The organism is Gordonia namibiensis NBRC 108229 (genome assembly GCF_000298235.1).
Classification (GTDB): Bacteria; Actinomycetota; Actinomycetes; order Mycobacteriales; family Mycobacteriaceae; genus Gordonia; species Gordonia namibiensis.
Window position 1 is genome coordinate 1 of record NZ_BAHE01000037.1, and the last position, 14,045, is coordinate 14,045.

General features: G+C 68.3%; 12 protein-coding genes. 7 read left to right on the top strand and 5 right to left on the bottom strand.

Features of this window, described 5'->3' with window-relative positions; all coding sequences use genetic code 11:
• Positions 1–85: 85 nt before the first annotated feature.
• A complete protein-coding gene (locus tag GONAM_RS17350) occupies positions 86–952 on the bottom strand; it encodes a universal stress protein (protein WP_006868063.1) in 867 nt (288 codons plus the stop codon).
• Positions 953–1,099: 147 nt separating this feature from the next.
• On the opposite strand from GONAM_RS17350, the gene glsA reads away from it, so the two are divergent.
• Positions 1,100–2,533 carry a glutaminase A gene (gene glsA / locus GONAM_RS17355; protein WP_006868064.1) on the top strand — a complete coding sequence of 478 codons (1,434 nt, stop codon included), beginning with the start codon at positions 1,100–1,102 and terminating at the stop codon, positions 2,531–2,533.
• A gap of 246 nt (positions 2,534–2,779) precedes the next feature.
• The gene (gene nucS / locus GONAM_RS17360) at positions 2,780–3,463 is read left to right on the top strand and encodes an endonuclease NucS (protein WP_006868065.1); all 684 of its coding nucleotides are present in this window, start codon (positions 2,780–2,782) and stop codon (positions 3,461–3,463) included.
• A 73-nt stretch (positions 3,464–3,536) separates the two neighbouring features.
• Here the strand turns inward: nucS and GONAM_RS17365 are convergent, their stop codons facing one another.
• Positions 3,537–4,490 carry a coiled-coil domain-containing protein gene (locus GONAM_RS17365; protein ID WP_040536825.1) on the bottom strand — a complete coding sequence of 318 codons (954 nt, stop codon included), beginning with the start codon at positions 4,488–4,490 and terminating at the stop codon, positions 3,537–3,539.
• 226 nt (positions 4,491–4,716) lie between these two features.
• Positions 4,717–5,199, bottom strand: coding sequence for a methylmalonyl-CoA epimerase (mce, locus tag GONAM_RS17370; RefSeq protein ID WP_040536827.1), 483 nt, complete (start codon positions 5,197–5,199; stop codon positions 4,717–4,719).
• An 85-nt stretch (positions 5,200–5,284) separates the two neighbouring features.
• On the opposite strand from mce, the gene GONAM_RS17375 reads away from it, so the two are divergent.
• The 5 genes from GONAM_RS17375 (at position 5,285) to GONAM_RS17395 (ending at position 9,560) form a co-directional block, all read left to right on the top strand.
• Positions 5,285–6,487: an acetyl-CoA C-acetyltransferase gene (locus GONAM_RS17375; protein WP_006868068.1), complete on the top strand. Its 1,203-nt coding sequence runs from the start codon at positions 5,285–5,287 to the stop codon at positions 6,485–6,487.
• A gap of 70 nt (positions 6,488–6,557) precedes the next feature.
• Positions 6,558–6,953: a DUF3817 domain-containing protein gene (locus tag GONAM_RS17380; RefSeq protein ID WP_040536842.1), complete on the top strand. Its 396-nt coding sequence runs from the start codon at positions 6,558–6,560 to the stop codon at positions 6,951–6,953.
• A gap of 28 nt (positions 6,954–6,981) precedes the next feature.
• A complete protein-coding gene (locus GONAM_RS17385; protein ID WP_040536829.1) occupies positions 6,982–7,296 on the top strand; it encodes a thiamine-binding protein in 315 nt (104 codons plus the stop codon).
• A complete protein-coding gene (locus GONAM_RS17390; RefSeq protein WP_006868071.1) occupies positions 7,297–8,547 on the top strand; it encodes an MFS transporter in 1,251 nt (416 codons plus the stop codon).
• 59 nt (positions 8,548–8,606) lie between these two features.
• A complete protein-coding gene (locus GONAM_RS17395; protein WP_006868072.1) occupies positions 8,607–9,560 on the top strand; it encodes a tetratricopeptide repeat protein in 954 nt (317 codons plus the stop codon).
• A 64-nt stretch (positions 9,561–9,624) separates the two neighbouring features.
• Here the strand turns inward: GONAM_RS17395 and glgB are convergent, their stop codons facing one another.
• Both glgB and GONAM_RS17405 read right to left on the bottom strand, forming a co-directional pair.
• Positions 9,625–11,913: a 1,4-alpha-glucan branching protein GlgB gene (gene glgB / locus GONAM_RS17400; protein ID WP_040536831.1), complete on the bottom strand. Its 2,289-nt coding sequence runs from the start codon at positions 11,911–11,913 to the stop codon at positions 9,625–9,627.
• 1 nt (position 11,914) lies between these two features.
• The gene (locus GONAM_RS17405; RefSeq protein WP_006868074.1) at positions 11,915–13,915 is read right to left on the bottom strand and encodes a maltotransferase domain-containing protein; all 2,001 of its coding nucleotides are present in this window, start codon (positions 13,913–13,915) and stop codon (positions 11,915–11,917) included.
• Between the last annotated feature and the right edge of the window lie 130 nt (positions 13,916–14,045).

Below are 14,045 nucleotides of genomic sequence, written 5' to 3' on the forward strand. Positions count from 1 at the left end.
ACCAGCACGGGCCCGCCAGGATGTAGAGACAATGCGGCTATAGCGCGCACAACTTCTACGAAACCCCGAGCCGGCGGCGGCAGGGTCAGTCGGTGCCCTTGGGCACCACGATCATCGGGACGGAGACCGCGCGGAGGATCTTCGCAGCTGTGGAACCCAGGAACAACGTGTTCGGGGCGGCCAGCCGGCTCGAACCGACCATCACTACATCGCCGTCGTGCCACTCGAGCGCCTCGACCGCTTCCTCGATGGTGGAGCCCTGGGCGACCGTCGATGTGACCGGGAAGTTCTCCGGCAGTTGGGTTCTCGCTTCGTCGAGGGCCTGTTGGGCATGTGCGCGAGCAGATTCGATCGCTGTGTCCTCGGGGACGTTCCGCCAGGGCTGCATGTCGTCGATCGCGAGAATGGACACCAGTCGGATCGGCCGATGAGCTCGGATGCCACTGCGGATGGCGGTCTCGAACAGCAGGGGCGCACCCGGACGGTCACCGATGGTCACGGTGATCTCCCGGACCTCGTCGGCGCCGAGATGCGCGAAACCGGGCGGTGCGACCGCCACCGGGATGGGCGACGAATGCAGGATGTCGTTGACGACCGTTCCGAGCGTGTGCCGACCGCTGATCCCTCCGCCGGCTCCGCCGATGACGAGGATGTCTGAATTGGTGCGTCGGGCCTCGATGATGAGTCCCTCGGCCGGGTTGGCGTGCTCGGCGATGGTCGTCGTGGTCTCGATGTCGTCGGGTAGACGAGCGGCCGCCTCGTCGAGCCAGCGTCGTGCTGCGCTGTCGAGGGCGTCGGAGAGTCTCTCCACCGCGTCGTCGGCCCCGGCCGGTTCGGGCGGGATGACGATGCAGATCTCGAGTTCGGCGTCGAAGGTGCGTGCCAGGCACGCACCCAGGGCCACCGCGTCCTCGCCCCCGGAGGTGGCGATGTATGCGACGAGCAGCTTCATCGGTGCTCCCAACTGTCTCCTCGGGGCGGAACTCACTCGGGCCCCAGCCTAGTCACGTCTGTGCCGGATTCCCGGCTGTTGTGTGCCTCGTCCCGTCGTCCGCCGCGTCAGCTACCCGATCGCCGCTGGACACGCTTAGATTGCCCCATGGAATCCCTTGTCGACGGCTATCTCCGCCACATCATGGACAACGTTCGTGACGACCTGTCCGGCCACGTCGCCGACTACATCCCCGAACTGGCCGTCGTCGATCCCGAGGGATACGGGTTGTCGATGTGTGTCCATGACGGCTTCACGTACTCGCACGGGGATTCCACCACGACCTTCACCATTCAGTCGGTGTCGAAGCCCCTTACGTACGCGATGGCCCTACGAAAGCACGGGGTCGCCGCGGTGGACGCCAAGATCGGCGTCGAACCGTCGGGTGAGGCCTTCAACGAGATCAGCGTCGACGATCGCCGGCGCCCCAAGAACCCGATGATCAACGCCGGAGCCATCTTCGCGGCGTCCATGCTGCTCCCGGCGACTCGTGACGTGACCGCTGCCGACATCGAGTCGGCCTTCGCCGAGATCCTCGACTTCTACTCGGGCTGTGCGGGTCGTCGTCTCTCGATGGACGAGGAGGTCTACGCGTCTGAGTCGGCCACCGGCTCGCGTAACCGCGCGATCGCGTACATGCTCGACAGCTTCGGTGCGCTGGACACCGATCCGGATGCGGCCATCGACCTCTACTACCGCCAGTGCTCGATCCGGGTGACGACCGACGATCTCGCCGGCATCGGCGCGACCATCGCCAACGGTGGCCTCAATCCGCGCACCGGCCGTCTGGTGTTCACCCATGAGATCGCCCAGCGGCTGCTCAGCGTGATGACCACCTGCGGCATGTACGACGGGGCCGGCGACTGGGTCACCTCGGTCGGCCTGCCCGCCAAGAGCGGCGTGGGCGGCGGCATCCTCGCCGTGCTGCCGGGGCAGCTGGGAATCGGGGTGTACTCGCCGCGACTCGACGAGCACGGCAACAGCGTCCGTGGCGTCGAGACGTGCCAGCACCTGTCGAAGGACCTCGGGCTCCACATGTTCAACGTCACCCGCGAGAGCCGGGTGACCATCCGCACGGTCTACGACCTCACCGACACCCCGGTGAGCTCGGAGTGGAGCGAACGCGAGCGCAGTTATCTGCGCACCTGCCGCGACCGGATCCGCGTCTACGAGTTGCAGGGCGACCTGACCTTCGCCGGGGCCGAGAGCGTTCACCGGCGTCTCGTGGCCGACATGGACGACTTCACCGTGGTGATCGTCGAGATCTCACGACTCGGTGTCATCGACGCGGTCGCGCGGACCATGGTGCTCAGCATCAAACGACTGCTCGCCGACAGTGGTCGTCGTGCGGCGCTTGTCGATCCCGACGGCGTCGTGCGAGCCAGTGTGGAACGGCAGCGCGAGGAGTGGCTCACCCCGAATCCCGATGCGCCGGTCGACCTCAAGGGCTTCGATCCGACCCTCCCGCACGTCCACACGACGATGGAGGATGCGGTCATCGACGCGGAGACCTTCATGCTCAAGCACTACTACGACCAGTGACCCTTCGAGACGTGTCCTCCGCAGGCTCCGGTCGCTCCTCAGGGAGCGGTAGGGGGCGTCCTCCGCAGGCTCCGGTCGCTCCTCAGGGAGCGGTAGGGGGCGTCCTCCGCAGGCTCCGGTCGCTCCTCAGGGAGCGGTAGGGGGCGTCCTCCTCAGGCTCCGGTCGCTCCTCAGGGCCCGCCGCGGGAACGTGAGGAACGGCGCGGGGGCGTGAGAACGGTGCAGCCGATGCCCTAGGGTGGGCTCGTGCGTCTCGTCATCGCGGAGTGCCAGGTCGATTACGTCGGGCGGCTGACCGCCCATCTGCCCATGGCCAAGCGTCTGCTTCTGATCAAGTCCGACGGGTCGGTGAGCGTCCACGCCGACGACCGCGCCTACAAGCCGCTAAACTGGATGAGCCCGCCGTGCTGGCTCACCGAGGCCGCCGTCCCCGAGGGCACCGAGGCAGAGGCCTACTGGGTCGTCACCAACAAGGCCGGCGAAGAACTGCGGATCACCATCGCGTCGATCGAGCACGACTCACAGCATGAGCTCGGCATCGACCCGGGTCTGGTCAAGGACGGCGTCGAGGCGCATCTGCAGGAACTGCTCGCCGAACACGTGGAGACCCTCGGGCCCGGCCACACCCTCATCCGCCGCGAGTACATGACGGCGATCGGACCGGTCGACCTGCTCTGCCGCGACGCCACTGGCGCGACGGTGGCCGTGGAGATCAAACGACGCGGCGAGATCGACGGCGTCGAGCAGCTCAGCCGCTACCTGGAACTGCTCAACCGCGACACCACACTGGCCCCGGTGGCCGGTGTCTTCGCCGCGCAGCAGATCAAGCCGCAGGCGCGAACCCTCGCCGAAGACCGTGGAATACGTTGCGTCGTGCTGGATTACGAAGCCCTGCGCGGTGCGGAGAGCACGGAGTTCCGGCTCTTCTGAGCCGACTCAGAGCTAGCTTCAGCTTCCTACTGAGGTGCTCCGACTGCGGAACACCTGACCCGCGGAATGCCGCTCAGGCGTTGGCGCGGGCCTCCGGCGACAGCTTGCGATTGAGCAGCTCGAGATCGTCGGTGTCGGAGAGCACGTCGTACTCGGAGTCCTCCGGCTGCGCCAGCAACTCGGGCAGTTCGGCGAGCTTGTCGCGGAGCTGACCCAGGTTGGCCGCGATCTCCTGGCGCGCTCGGTCGGCCGCCTGCGCCATCTCGCGCGACCGGTTGAGGCGTTCGCCGGCGATGTCGAGCGCGGTCTGCCGGATGTGGTTGGCCTCGTCGAGTGCGCGCTCACGCTGGTCGGCGAGTTCGGCATCGTGACGTTCGCGTTCGGCGGCGCGTTCACGTTCGCTGACGGCTTCCAGCTCGGCGACTTCGGCCTTTGCCTTCTCGACGATGCGGCGGGCCTCGTCGTTGGCCGCCTTCATCGTCTTGGTGTGCTCGGCCTCCATCGCCGCGGTGCGCTCGGCGATGAGGCGTGCCGACTCGGACTCGTTGGCCGCGGCGGTCTCCTTGACCTGGCGGGCGCGGGCCGAGGCCTCGTCGACGAGCTTCTTCGCCGCCGCCTGCGCCTCGCTGCGGATCCGCTCGGCCTCGGCGGCCGCCTCGGAGCGCATGTCGGCGGCTTCCTGGCGTGCGATCGAAAGAGTCTCGGCGGCTTCGGCGGATGCCTCGGCGCGCATCTCCGAGGCCTCGTCGGAGGCGAGTTGGAGCATGCGTGAGAGGCGCTCACTCATTCCCTGAGCGGTGGTGGGCGGCACCGAGAGTTTGTCGATCTCGCGCCGGAGTTCGGCGATCTCGTCGCGCGCCTCTTCGAGATGGGAGGCGAGCTCGTGGGCGTTGGCGGTGGCGGCGTCGCGATCGGCGGCGAGAACCCGCAACTCGGCATCGAGTCGCTGGAGATGGTCGGCGACCTGCTCACGGTCATAACCGCGCATCACGATCGCGAAGGGCAATTGCCGTGCGGGACCTGGCATGCGGGCCAGTGTATCCGAGACGCCCGGCTGTCGAAGCCCGGTCGGAGCCGGGCGGGGTGCGGTGTCGGCCTTATCGGTGACACGCCCTTCGGTGGCGGCGCGTGGACGACCACTCGGGTGTCCACGCGCCGTCATCGGCATTCGTCTCAGCGTGCGGCCGGGTGCGAACCGAGAGGATTTCGTCAGCGGCCGAACGGTTTTGGGCCGAGGTGGAGCGTGGAAACGATCAGTGCGCTGCGTCGGCGGCCGGCTCGACGAGCTCGAGGAGGACGCCCCCCGCATCCTTGGGATGGACGAAGTTGATGCGCGAGTTCGCGGTGCCCCGCTTGGCGGCGGGGTAGAGGACGCGGACCCCGGCCTCGGTGAGGCGGGCCATGACGGCGTCGACGTCGGTCACGCGGACCGCGAGCTGCTGCAGTCCGGGTCCGTTGCGATCGATGAACTTCGCGATCGTCGACTCCTCGTTCAGCGGGGCGAGGAGCTGGATGACGGCGCCACCACCGGCGGGGCCGACCATGGCCTCCTCGACACCCTGCTCGGCATTGGTCTCCTGGTGGAGCGTCTCGAAGCCGAGGTGTGTCGCATACCACTCTTTGGCAGCGTCCAGGTCCGGAACGGCGATACCGACGTGGTCGATTGCGACGACCAGGTCGGAGATCAGCGCGGTCGCGCCGGCAGAAGTGCTGGGGTCAGATGCAGAGGTGCTCATGTCACAACGGTAGCGTTGAGGGGTAGAGCGCACAGAGCGGGCGCTCGGTAGCCCCTCGCACGACCACCCCCGGAGGTTCCTTTCCATGTCCTCGACTGCTGACAACACGACGGTCATCGTCGCCGGCGCACGTACTCCTTTCGGCCGCCTCCTGGGCTCGCTGAAGGACTTCAGTGGCGTCGACCTGGGTGCGGTGGCGATCCAGGGCGCCCTGGAGAGGTCCGGGGTCCCGGCCTCGGAGGTCCAATACGTGATCATGGGCCAGGTGCTGACCGCGGGGGCAGGTCAGATGCCGGCTCGTCAGGCCGCGATCAAGGCCGGTATCGGCTGGGACGTCCCGACCCTGACCATCAACAAGATGTGCCTCTCGGGTATCGACGCCATCGCGCTCGCCGACCAGCTCATCCGCGCCGGTGAGTTCGACGTCGTCGTCGCCGGCGGCCAGGAGTCGATGACCCAGGCCCCGCATCTGCTGCCGAACAGCCGCGGTGGGTTCAAGTACGGCAACACCGAGCTCGTCGACCACATGGCGTTCGACGGCCTGCACGATGCCTTCACCGATCAGCCGATGGGTGCTCTCACCGAGCAGGGCAACGACAAGGACGGCTTCACCCGCGAGCAGCAGGACGAGTTCGCAGCCCGCAGCCACCAGCTCGCCGCCGCCGCCTGGAAGAACGGCGTGTTCGACGACGAGGTCGTGCCGGTCTCGATCCCGCAGCGCAAGGGTGACCCGATCCAGTTCGCCGAGGACGAGGGCATCCGTGCCAACACCACCGCCGAGTCGCTGTCGGGTCTGCGCCCCGCCTTCCGCAAGGACGGCACCATCACCGCGGGCAACTCCTCGCAGATCTCCGACGGTGCCGCCGCGGTCGTCGTGATGTCCAAGGCCAAGGCGGAGGAGCTGGGCGTGACCTGGCTCGCCGAGATCGGTGCCCACGGCGTCGTCGCGGGTCCGGACTCCAGCCTGCAGGCGCAGCCGGCCAACGCGATCGCCAAGGCCTGTGCCCGTGAGGGCATCGCCCCCGCCGACCTCGACCTCATCGAGATCAACGAGGCCTTCGCCGCGGTCGGCCTGGCCTCGGCCCAGCAGCTCGGCGTCGACGAGGACAAGATCAACGTCAACGGCGGAGCGATCGCCGTCGGCCACCCGATCGGTACCTCCGGTGCCCGGATCACCCTGCACCTCGCCCTCGAACTGCAGCGTCGCGGCGGCGGCGTCGGCGCGGCCGCACTGTGCGGTGCAGGCGGCCAGGGCGATGCCCTGATCGTCCGCGTCCCGAAGGCCTGACAGATCCGCTGAAGGAGACTTCTACGACACTTTGTCGTAGAAGTCTCCGCCGGCAGGCACAATGGGGAACATGCTGTCTTTCTTCGACCTGAGCACGCCCGCCAAGCGCTTCCGCCTCGTCGCCGTGGCGGAGGCGATCACCTGGGCGTGGCTGATCGTCGGGATGGTCCTCAAGCGCGTCAACGACGACCCCGAGGCCATCGCACTTCCCGGCGCCACCCACGGTGCCGTCTTCATCATCTTCGTGATCGTCGCCCTGATCACCGCGTACCAGCTCAAGTGGAACGACGTGAAGTGGGAGATCCCGCTCGGCGGTCGACGCATCGGCATCCCGATCGTGACCCTGCTGGCACTCGCGTCGAGCATCCCGCCGTTCGGCACGATCGTCTTCGAGTGGTGGGTCAAGCGCAACGGCCACCTCGCCGAGCTGTCGACCGGACAGTCGACGCAGCAGGCCCCCGCCTGATCCAGCCGCCTGATCCGGAGGTAGTCCACTGATCGTCGCATTCAGCCTCACGCCCTCGGGCGGAACCGCCGTCGACGACGACGGCGGGATGAGTGCGGCGGTCGCGGCCGCCGTCGAGGTGGTGCGCGCCTCCGGGCTCCCGCATCAGACCACCTCGATGTTCACCTACCTCGAGGGCGACTGGGACGAGGTGATGGCGGTGGTCAAGGCCGCCACCGACGCCGTCGCCGCCCATGCTCCGCGCGTGGGTCTGGTGCTCAAGGCCGACATCCGTCCCGGGCACACCGGCGAACTCACGGGCAAGGTCGAGCGGGTGGAACGCCACCTGGGTTCGGGCTCCTGAGTGCAGGTGCACCTCGCGACCGAACTCCGCCGCTCCCGGCGGGCGGTCGCCACGGTCTTCGCTCTCAACGGTTTCCTCGCCGCCATGTGGGTGGCACACATCCCGGTCATCAGTGAACGCACCGACGTCGGACACGACGAACTGGGCGGTCTGTTGCTGCTGCTCGGCGGTTCCGCGTTCGTCGGCATGCAGGTGTGTGGCCCCCTCATCGACCGCTGGGGTTCTAAACCGCTGACCACCGTTGCCGCCCTGCTCCTGTCGGGTGTCATCATCACGCCGGTCCTGGCCGTCGACACGCTCACCCTCGGCGCCGCCCTCGCGGCCTTCGGCTTCGCGAACGGGTGTCTCGACATCTCGATGAACGCCCAGGCCGTCGCGGTCGAGCGCGCCTATCGCCGACCGATCATGTCGTCGTTCCACGGGTTCTTCTCGGCGGGCAGCCTCGTCGGTTCCGGCGTGGTCGCCGCGACGCTGTGGGCTGACGTCGGGGTCGTGCCGACGGTCGCATGCGCGGCGATCGTGGGTTTCGTGGCGGTCACCGTGGTGGCGCGTCACCTGGTCGGACACGACGAGACGCCCGCGGCGAGCCCGTCGTCGGACACATCGTCCACCGGCACCGGGTCGTGGTGGCACGACATCGACCGGCGTCGACTGGTGCTCCTCGCGGTCGTCGCCTTCGGGCTGATGCTCGCCGAGGGCACCGCCTACGACTGGAGTGCCCTGCACATCGTCGAGAGCCACGGGACCAGCGAGGCGATCGGCGCGATCGCCTTCGGTGCGTTCAGCGCGACCATGACCATCGCGAGATTCGTCATCGACCCGGTGGTGGCCGCGGTGGGTGCGGTCCGCGTGCTCCGGGTCGGCGCGCTCGTCGGCATGGCCGGAATGACGATCGCGATCGCCTCCCCGGTACCCGCACTCGCCGTCGCCGGATGGGCCGTCTTCGGTCTGGGACTGGCCGGCCTCATCCCGCAGATCTTCACCGCCGCGGGCAACCTCACCGATTCCGCGGGTGGCCGGACGATCTCGATCGTCGTCGGCTGCGGGTATCTCGGCATGCTCGCCGGTCCCGCCGTCGTCGGGTTCATCAGCAGCCGAACGAGTCTCGACACCGGACTGCTCGCAGCGCTGGCCGCACTGTTGCTGGCCGTGTTCTTCGCCGGTGTGGTCCGCCCGCGCGAACGACCGGTGTCCGCGCTGGGCGAACCTCGGTCGTCGAGCCCGGGTGGCCGTGCCACACTAGAGGAGTGACGCGACCAACCAATCGTCAGCAGGCCGCCGCGGCGGCCCGTCAGCAGGCTGCTGCCGCCATGGCCATGACCGGTGCCGTCGATCTCGGCGGAATCAAGGAACGGGCCGAAGCCCAACGCGCCCAGTCGCAGCGGGCCCAGGCCACCCAGCGCGCGCAGGCGCAACCGGACGAGACCCCGGGCGCCGGCACACCGCCCCCGCCCGCACCCCCCGCGGCGGCCGGTGCGAGCGTCATCGACGTCACCGAGGAGACCTTCGAGGCCGAGGTTCTCAACCGGTCGATGCAGCAGCTCGTCGTCGTCGACCTGTGGGCCGAATGGTGCGGGCCGTGCAAGCAGCTCTCGCCGGTCCTCGAGCGTCTCGCCGCCGAGAGCGGGGGCCGCTGGGTGCTCGCGAAGGTCGACGTCGACGCCAATCCCCGCATCTCGCAGGCCTTCCGGGTGCAGTCGATCCCGATGGTGGTCGCGATCGTGCAGGGACAACCGGTCACCGCGTTCAACGGGGTCCGGTCCGAGGCGGAGATCACCGCGTGGATCGACGAGATCTTCGCGCAGGTCGGCAATGTGCTGCCGGACGCTCCCGCCGGTGCGGCACCCGAGCCCGAGCAGACCGATCCGCGCATGCTGGCCGCCGAGGAGAAGCTCAACGACGGCGACTTCGACGGAGCGCTGGCCGCTTACCGCGCGGTCGCGGAGGCCGAACCCGAGAACGTCGAGGCGGCGTCGGCGGCGCGGAACCTCGAGTTCATCCTGCGCGCGCAGGCGCACGATCCGAGCATCGTCGAGACCGCGTCACCGCGTGACATCGACGCCCAGCTCGCGGCCGCGGATGTCCTGCTGCTGTCGCAGCAGCCCGAGGCGGCCTTCGACCGCATCATCGACGTGGTCCGCGTGACCAACGGCGAGGAGCGCACCCGTGCCCGGACGCGGTTGCTCGAGCTGTTCGAGCTGTTCGATCCGGCCGAACCGTTCGTGGTGTCCGCTCGGCGAAAGCTGGCCAGCGCGCTCTACTGACCGCAGACCCACCATTCATCGGCAAACCCAGCACCGCTGCTGGGTTTGCCCATGAATGGTGGGTTTACGGACGGCGGGGAGCCAGCCAGATGGCGGAGTTGGCCGGCAGCATGACCCGGGCCGAGGTGGGGCGGCCGTGATACGACGGCCCGTCGGCGGTCACCGCTCCGAGATTGCCGCGGCCTGCGCCGCTGTAGGCGTCGGCGTCGGTGTTGAGGATCTCTTCCCACACCCCGCTCTGCGGCAGCCCGACCTGATAGTCGACACGGTCCGAGCCGGAGAAGTTGAAGATGCAGGCGACGACCGAGCCGTCCTCCCCGAAACGCAGGAAGCTGATCACATTGTTCGCGGTGTCGTTGGCGTCGATCCACTCGTAGCCGAGGGGCGTGATGTCCTGGGTGTAGAGCGCAGGGGATGCCCGGTAGATCCGGTTCAGGTCGGTGACCAGCGCCGAGATCCCAGAATGCAGTTCTCCCTCCCAGCCCTCGAGCTGATGCCAGTCGAGGCTGCGGTTGTCGGCCCACTCGCCGACCTGGCCGAATTCCTGGCCCATGAACAGCAGCTGCTTGCCGGGATGCGACCACATGTAGGCGAGGTAGACGCGTGCGCCGGCGGCCTTGGTGAAGGAGTCGCCGGGCATCCGCGTCCAGAGCGTGCCCTTGCCGTGGACGACCTCGTCGTGCGACAGCGGCAGCACGAAGTTCTCGCTCCATGCGTACATCAGCGAGAAGGTGATCTCGTGATGATGGAAGCTGCGGTGGATCTGATCCCGCGACAGGTAGTCGAGGCTGTCGTGCATCCAACCCATGTTCCATTTGAAGCTGAAACCGAGGCCGCCGAGATCGGTCATCCGGGTGACGCCCGGCCAGGCGGTGGACTCCTCGGCGACGGTGATGACGCCGGGGAAATGCTTGTGCACCGTCGCGTTGGTCTCCTGCAGGAACTGCACCGCCTCGAGGTTCTCGCGGCCGCCGTGGATGTTGGGCCGCCACTGTCCGTCGGGACGTGAGTAGTCGAGGTAGAGCATCGACGCGACGGCATCGACGCGCAGACCGTCGATGTGGAACTCGCTGAACCAGAACAGCGCATTGGCGACGAGGAAGTTGCGGACCTCGTGACGGCCGAAGTCGAAGACGTAGGTGCCCCAGTCGAGTTGCTCGCCGCGCATCGGGTCGGCGTGCTCGTAGAGCGGGGTGCCGTCGAAGCGGGCCAGTGCCCATTCGTCCTTGGGGAAGTGCGCCGGCACCCAGTCGACGAGCACCGCGATGCCACGCGAATGCAGGTGGTCGACGAGATAGCGGAAGTCGTCAGGGGTCCCGAACCGGGCCGTCGGCGCGTAGTACGACGTCACCTGATAACCCCAGGAACCACCGAAGGGATGCTCGGCCACCGGCAGGAACTCGACGTGCGTGAAGCCCTTCTCGACGACGTAGTCGGCGAGCTGATGGGCGAGCTCGCGGTAACCCAGGCCCTGACGCCACGACGCCAGGTGCACCTCGTAGACGCTCATCGGCTCGCGCTCGGGCGAGGAGGCCTCCCGGCGCGCGATCCAGGCGTCGTCGGACCAGACGTGCTGCGACTGCGTGACGACCGACGCGGTCGACGGCGGGGGTGTGGTCCGGTAGGCCATCGGATCGGCCTTGTCGCGGATCACACCGTCGGCGCCGTGCACCCGGAACTTGTAGTGCGCGCCGTCGCCGACGTCGGGGACGAACACCTCCCAGACACCGCTGACCCCGATCTTGCGCATGGGTGCCACACGGCCGGTCCACCGGTTGAAGTCCCCGATGACGGCCACACCGTGCGCGTTCGGCGCCCAGACCGAGAACGCGGTGCCGGTGACCTCGCCGTCGGCGGTGGTGTAGGAGACCACGCGCGCCCCGAGGGCCTCCCACAGCGCCTCGTGCCGGCCCTCGCTGAACAGGTGGATGTCGATGTCGCCGAGGCTCGGCAGGAACCGGTAGCCGTCGGCGACCACGAACTCGGCGGTGCCGCCGGAACCGTCGGGGTAGACGACCCGGTAGCGGTAGTCCATCAGGTCGGCGATCGGCACGGTGACGACCCACAGGTCGTCGGTCTGGCGGGTCATCGGGTGATCGACGCCGCCGATGACCGCGGACACCGACAGCGCGTCGGGTCGAAGGGTGCGCAGGATCGTGGTCCCGCCCGGTGCGTCGTGCGCCCCGAGGAACGCGTGCGGCTCCGGATGGGTCAGCGCGTCGAGGCGGCGCAGGTCGTGATCGTTCGCCTTCGGGTCGGGGAGAGAACCTGCGGCGCCGGCGGGCGTCTCCGGGCCGGTGGGCGTCTCGGGGTCGGTGGGGGACTCGGGATCACGACGATCGGTCACGGGCACCTCACTGGATTCGGTAGGCGAGTCGCGCGGCGGCGGCGGGATCGAGCGGCGGCAGGGCCAGGATGTGGGCCACCGCGCGCCACGGCTCGAGCCGGACGTAATTGTCCTGCCCCCACCAGTACTCCTCGCCGGACACCTCGTCGCGGACCGAGAAGTGGTCGTACCACTCGAATCCGAGTCGGGGCAGGTCGAGCCATACGGTCGATTCCTCGGCGGCGTACGGGTTGAGATTGATGACCACCACGACGCGGTCGCCGGTCACCGGGTCGATCTTCGAGTAGGCGATGAGCGACGGGTTGTCGACGTGGTGGAAGTGGATGTTCCGCAACTGCTGCAGGGCGGGGTGTCGGCGGCGGATCTCGTTGAGCGAGGTGATCCACGGCTCCAGCGACTCACCGCGGCTTGCGGCCGCCTTGTAATCGCGCGGGCGCAGCTCGTACTTCTCGGAGTCCAGGTACTCCTCGCTGCCCTCGGCGACCGCGACGTGCTCGTAGAGTTCGTAACCGCTGTAGACGCCCCAGGTCGGGGCGAGGGTCGCGGCCAGGGCGGCGCGCAGTGCGAACATGCCCGGGCCGCCGTGTTGCAGGCTCTCGTGGAGGATGTCCGGGGTGTTCACGAACAGGTTGGGGCGCGCCTCGTCGGCGTGCTCGGCCAGTTCACGACCGAACTGCTCGAGTTCCCACTTCTCCGTCTTCCAGGTGAAGTACGTGTAGGACTGGGTGAACCCGAGCCGGGCGAGCCCGTACAGGCGCGCGGGCCGGGTGAACGACTCGGACAGGAACAGCACGTCCGGGTTCCGCTTCTTGACCTCGCTGATCAGCCACTCCCAGAAGTTCGGCGGCTTGGTGTGCGGGTTGTCGACGCGGAAGATGTTGACGCCCAGGCCGACCCAGTGCAGGACCACCTTAAGCACCGCTCGGTAGATGCCGTTGCGGTCGTCGTCGAAGTTCAGTGGGTAGATGTCCTGGTACTTCTTCGGCGGGTTCTCCGCGTAGGCGATCGTGCCGTCGGGCTGGATGAAGAACCAGTCGGGGTGTTCGGTCGCCCAGGGGTGGTCGGGTGCGCACTGCAGGGCGAGGTCGAGGGCGACCTCGAGGCCCAGTTCCCGGGCGCGACCGACGAAGTACTCGAAGTCCTCCTCGGAACCCAGCTGCGGGTGGATCGCGTCGTGGCCGCCGTCCTTCGACCCGATGGCCCACGGCGAACCGACGTCGTCCGGCCCGGCAACGAGCGTGTTGTTGCGCCCCTTGCGGTTGATCTCGCCGATGGGATGGATCGGCGGGAGGTAGACGACGTCGAAGCCCATCCCGGCGATGCGGGGGAGGTCCTCGGTGGCGGTGAGGAAGGTGCCGTGCACCGGGTTGCCCTCGCCGTCCCAGCCGCCGGTGGAGCGGGGGAAGAACTCGTACCAGGACCCGAAGAGGGCGCGCGTGCGGTCGACCCACACGCGGTAGGTGCGGCTCTTGGTGACCAGCTCGCGGACGGGGTTGTCGTAGAGCAGTTCGACGACCTCCTCGGAGATCGCCAGGCTCACCCGGTTCTCGACCCGGCGGCGTCGGGCGCGGAGCAGACGTACGGCGTCGAGCAGGAGTTCGCGGTTCTCGTCGACGATGTCCTCGGCGGCGCGCTCGAGGATGCGGGCGCCGACCTCGAGGTCGTTGGCCAGGTCTGCGGCGCCCTGGCCGGCGTCGAGTTTCTTGATGACCGCCGACCGCCAGGTGGTGTACGGGTCGCTCCAGGCCTCGATGCGGTACGACCAGAAACCGACCGCGTCGGGGACGAAGGCGGCGTTGAACGTGTCCGGTTCGGGCGCCGGCGTCATGCGGATATCGATGGTTCCGCGCTGCGGTGCCTCGATGTGCAGGGTGACGCCGATCGCGTCGTGGCCCTCGCGCCATGCGGTGGTGCTGACCGGGAAGAATTCTCCCACAACGGCTTTCGCGGGCTGTTGCCCTGCGGAGACGAGGGGTGCGATGTCATCGATACCCATGCGCCCGATCACTCGAAGCCTCCTCTCGTCAGCTCCTGCGACTGGCCAGGGTGCGTTGTCGGTCTCGCCTGCGTTGGTATCACCGCTACCCAACCTAGTGCCCCGCGTAGCCGATTGTCTTGTCGTACGCGGTCCTCGTGTC